We start from the raw sequence: 4,877 nt of genomic DNA on the forward strand, positions 1-4,877 counted from the left end.
TCGTCACTTACCGCAAATTCCTTCTGAAGAAGAAGTTGTAAATAACAGATTGAATATCGGTCAAATGCACTACCTCCAAATGCTTAAAATTGAGGAGTTGACGTTATATACATTACAACAGCAAAAAGAGATAGAGTCATTACGTGCTGAAAACGAAGAGTTGAAGCAATTGAGAAAGGAGTTGGATATATTAATGGAGATGGTAGGGAATATAGGACAATAAGATATTAAGTTCTGTTCTTTTTTTAATATTAAGTAAATTAAAACGTATGAAATTTAATTATTTTTTTCTGATTTTTTTGTTTCTATTAATGCATACAAATATTCTCTCAACAAAAGTTTTTGGTGTTGGCGTTTGTGATGACACCATTGTTGTTCCTATTTCTGATGGTACTTGTGATAATAATCCATGGGTATTGATATTCGAGGATAATTTTGAAAATCCAACTCTAAACAATAAGTTTTGGAGTAACACATATCCTTGGGGTACAATTAATATATGCAATAATGAACAACAAATTTACACTTCAAATAACTTTTCAATTGAGAATGGAATTTTAAGTCTAACAGCTAAAGAAGAAACGGTATTCGGTTTGGTAGACTCAAGTTTATCAGAGTCAGATACCATCTTTGCAAGTTGCAATCAGGGAAGTCCCCAATCTTACGGTATAAATGGAAGATATTTTGATTATTCTTCTGGTATAATTCATTCTAATTATTCTTTTCACTATGGAATGTTTGAGATTAGGTGTAAAATTCCTAAAGGTAAAGGCTTTTGGCCGGCTTTTTGGTTATATTCAATACCACAAGGTGTTAATAATGAAATAGATATTTTTGAATTTTGGAATAAGTATAGTTATCCACCTCCATTTTTTCAAGAAACTTTTGATTTAAATAAATCAGTAAGTCGTCCTAACATGACAGTACATTATGATGATGATAACTACGGTAAATGTGGACCAGAAGATTATTCTGGTCCTGATTTTTCTGAAAATTTTAATACATTCACACTTGTTTGGGATCCTTATAAAATACAATGGTTTGTAAATGGAGAATTAAAACAAAAATCATATAGGTTTTATACAACACTTGGACAAGAAGTGGATTGTAATGGTGTAAATGCGTTTAATTCTTATTTGAGAAATAATATATACCCTCAAAGTCCAATGCATATTATTGCAAATTTAGCAATACAAGGACCTGATGGTAATAAAGGTCCAAATTCAAGTACCCCTTTCCCTAGTTCATTAGAAATTGATTACATCCGATATTGGACAAAAGCACCTTGTGATAGTTTAGTAGAGATTAAAAGTAACAATGATTTGAATCTAAGCAGTAGCAGTAGCCGGTATAACTTTATTGTTGGTAAAGAAATTTTAATTGAAGATGATGTACACATTAACCATGGTCAACAAGTTTCTTTTATTGCAAGTGATAAAATAACTGTCCGACCAGGATTTTCAGCTGAAGCAGGTAGTTCTGTACTCTTTAAGATTGAAGAATGTGGTTTCAGTTCAATGAGATTGTCAAATTCAAGTAGTGTAGAAAATTTAAATAAATTTAAAGAAGAAGACTACTTTTTTTCAAATGAAGTTTATACTACAAATGATCGAAAAAGTAAAATAGAAGTTAAATGTTATCCTTCTCCAAACAATGGTAAATTTTACATTTCAATTATTACTAAAGAGAACTTTGATTACATAATTGATGTTTATAATGTCAATGGTTCAAAATTTAAAAGTAAACAAATAAGTGACTCAAAATTTAATCAACTAACATCAATCAATATTCAAAATTTTAATAGTGGGATTTATTTTGTAAAGGTAAAATTGTTAAATGGTGATATATTGCATACTCAAAAAATAATTTATCAATGAATCATCTAAAAAAATACCTTTTAGTTTCTTTTCTATTTTGCATGGCAAATAACATTTTTGCTACTGGAAACGAGAGGAGTAAAAACATATATCTTTCCATAGGTATTTCTTCTGCTAGTAATTACGATCGACTTTCAATTCAAAATAGAAATGAATTAGTTAGTGATGCATTTACTAAACAATATTTGTTTAATGCATTAACTTTAGACTTAGGGTTTTCGCAAGAAATAAACAAAAGTATATTTAAAGTAAAATCCGGTCTATTTATGCACTTATCTAGTGCTGAAGAAAGTTTTTCAGGTTATTTCTCAGTTCCTTTATTAATAGGTCCTGAAATTGGGAATAAAGTAAAGTTTTCTTTTTTCTTTGGGCCTCACTTTGGGTATTTATATACATCCGGTAGAATTGATGAAGTTCGAGAATATGATTATGGTTTTATTATACAACCACAATTGAGCTTTAAAGTGAGCAAAAATGTTGAAGTCCTTATTGGTGCTTTTTTACAACACGGCATGAGAACTGTTGAGAAAATTATTTCATCTTCAAAAACTGGTGACAGGATAACAACAGAATATCAATTTAATGCTATTAGTCCATTTTCTATAGGAGTTGCATACTTGTTTTAGCTAGCATCACCTACTATCTATTCTTTCTGAAGAAGAGGTTAAGTTGAATATTGGACAAATGCACTAACTCCAAATGCGCAAAATAGAAGAGTTGACTTTATATACTATACAGCAACAAAGAGAATTGGAGGAATTGCGTAGAGAAAATGAAATGGGGTGTGTATTAATGCAGGAAGTGGAAAGGCTTAAGGAAATTGTAGAAAATCGTATTCAATAAATTTTAAAATCTGATGAAATGAAAGAAAAAAATATCATCAATACTGCCATGCTATTAAGTTTAATAATCATAACATTGAGCTTGAATTCATGTAGAAAAAGTAATTTAAGCCCATTTTGTTGGGGTGAATGTGAAGAAGCTGTATTATATTATGATTTTAATAATGAGTGCAGATCTATAAATGGTAAAGTTATTTTAAAAAATGATAGTTCTATGTATATTTTCCAAAATTCTATTCCCAAAACCTTTCATAGAGAAGAGCCGGTATATGTATGTATTAAATACAGATATTTAGGAATAGCACATGGAATATTGCCTCCCTGTCCAGATTTAGATTTAATCAAAATCAATTGTATTCAAGAAAAATAATCAACACATGAAAGATATATTCAAAATACTCCTCTTTCACATGCGCCGCATTTGTTACAATAGAATTTTACCCCCTTTCTATCGCATGCGTCCGCATGTGATACAATAATATATCGAATAAAATATGATATTTCGAAGCATTCTAAATAACAAAATTAACTACGGGGCAGACAAATTTACATCCATTCAATTTTCGATTTAAATCGAAAATTATTATAGTTATATTCGGTTTTAATCGAAAATTATTATAATTTAGCCTGATGATAAAAAGAACACTGGAAAATAAAATCAAGAAAAGGCTTTTCAAAGGAAAAGTGATTTTACTGCTCGGTCCACGACAAGTAGGAAAAACAACACTGGCTGAATCGCTTATGCAAGCCTACAAGGACGACTTGATTTGGCTGTCGGGAGATGAACCGAATGACCGGGAACGTATTCAAAACAGCGGCATAGCTGCATTGAGATCGCTGATAGGTAAAAAGAAAATACTTGTAGTGGATGAAGCGCAGCGTATATCTAATGCCGGGCTAACATTTAAAATTATTGCAGATAAGATGAAGCATGTACAGGTTCTGGCGACAGGTTCTTCAGCTTTTGAACTTTCAAGCATGTTCAATGAACCACTTACCGGGCGAAAATATGAATACACACTGTTCCCGCTTTCTTTTACAGAATTATCAAATCATACTAACCCATTTGAAGAAACATCTCAATTGGAAAATAGATTGATTTATGGCAGCTACCCGGAAGTGGTAAACTCACCAGGAGAGGAAAAGGAAAAACTTTCTTTACTTTCAGACAGTTATTTGTATAAAGATTTATTTGCTTATGAAAAAATTAAAAAACCATCTCTACTCTCAACTCTTCTAAAAGCATTAGCTCTGCAAATGGGAAGCGAAGTAAGTTATAATGAACTGGGACAAATTACAGGTGCAGATAAAGAAACAGTTGAAAAGTATATTGATTTGCTGGAAAAAGCTTTCATCGTTTTTCGCCTGAATGCTTTTAACCGTAACGTCAGGAATGAACTGAAAAAGAGTCGCAAAATTTATTTTTATGACAACGGCATCCGAAATGCGATTATCGGCAATTATGCACCATTATCTGTAAGACAAGATAAAGGTGCATTATGGGAAAATTATCTCATCAGCGAAAGATGGAAAAAACTTCATTATGCGGGCTACTACGGACACCGCTATTTCTGGCGCACTACGCAACAACAAGAAATTGATTACGTGGAAGAAATTGATGGTAAACTATCGGCTTATGAAATTAAATGGAATGCAAAAACAAAAACTAAATTTTCAACCACTTTTCTAAATGCATATAATGTAGCTCATACTGAAATCATCAACAAAGAAAATTATCATCAGTGGTTAGGGGAAAATTTTGAAACTTAAGATAAAAAAAGGTATATTAATTTAATCTCCCCGCTTTTCATAGCATCATTTCAAAAAGCTGCACCTTTATATAATTCCGTAAGTAGGATATATAATTAACATCATTTTAAAGCTCAAAAGTATTTTATAAAAAAAAACAAAAAAATTATTCTAACATATTGATTTGTAAATCAGTTAATTATATTGTATGTTGAATTGAAAAAATACAATTAACATATAGGTAACATAAGATAATTATGATTAATAAACAAATTGTCTTATATTTGATTTATCAATACTTTCAGCGGATGAACTTTTAAATTAATTCAACTAAAACTTTATTTATGAAAAAATTAATGGGGGGGGGGGGGGGGGGGGGGGGGGGGGGGGGGGGGGGGGGGGGGGGGGG

At 31.2% G+C, this 4,877-nt stretch carries 5 protein-coding genes; all 5 read left to right on the forward strand.

Features of this window, described 5'->3' with window-relative positions; translation table 11 throughout:
• Window positions 1-223 (forward strand): hypothetical protein (locus EA412_12570; GenBank protein TVR76869.1); only part of this gene is annotated, 223 nt, incomplete at its 5' end.
• 46 nt (window positions 224-269) lie between these two features.
• Window positions 270-1,877, forward strand: coding sequence for a glycosyl hydrolase family protein (locus EA412_12575; protein ID TVR76870.1), 1,608 nt, complete (start codon window positions 270-272; stop codon window positions 1,875-1,877).
• Entirely contained in the window at window positions 1,874-2,503 is a 630-nt protein-coding gene (locus EA412_12580; protein ID TVR76871.1) for a hypothetical protein, read from the forward strand. Before EA412_12575 ends, EA412_12580 begins: the two co-directional genes overlap by 4 nt.
• A 235-nt stretch (window positions 2,504-2,738) precedes the next feature.
• Window positions 2,739-3,089, forward strand: coding sequence for a hypothetical protein (locus EA412_12585; GenBank protein ID TVR76872.1), 351 nt, complete (start codon window positions 2,739-2,741; stop codon window positions 3,087-3,089).
• Between the two features lie 260 nt (window positions 3,090-3,349).
• Window positions 3,350-4,489 (forward strand): ATP-binding protein, encoded by a 1,140-nt coding sequence (locus EA412_12590; protein TVR76873.1) that lies wholly within the window; start codon window positions 3,350-3,352, stop codon window positions 4,487-4,489.
• Window positions 4,490-4,877 lie beyond the last annotated feature (388 nt).

It is taken from the genome of Chitinophagaceae bacterium, assembly GCA_007695095.1.
GTDB lineage: Bacteria > Bacteroidota > Bacteroidia > Chitinophagales > REEL01 > REEL01.

Bases quoted from the DNA above. Each gene is read 5' to 3' on its own strand.
- EA412_12575 (TVR76870.1), top strand. From the start codon at position 270: ATGAAATTTAATTATTTTTTTCTGATTTTTTTGTTTCTATTAATGCAT.
- EA412_12580 (TVR76871.1), top strand. From the start codon at position 1,874: ATGAATCATCTAAAAAAATACCTTTTAGTTTCTTTTCTATTTTGCATG.
- EA412_12585 (TVR76872.1), top strand. From the start codon at position 2,739: ATGAAAGAAAAAAATATCATCAATACTGCCATGCTATTAAGTTTAATA.
- EA412_12590 (TVR76873.1), top strand. From the start codon at position 3,350: ATGATAAAAAGAACACTGGAAAATAAAATCAAGAAAAGGCTTTTCAAA.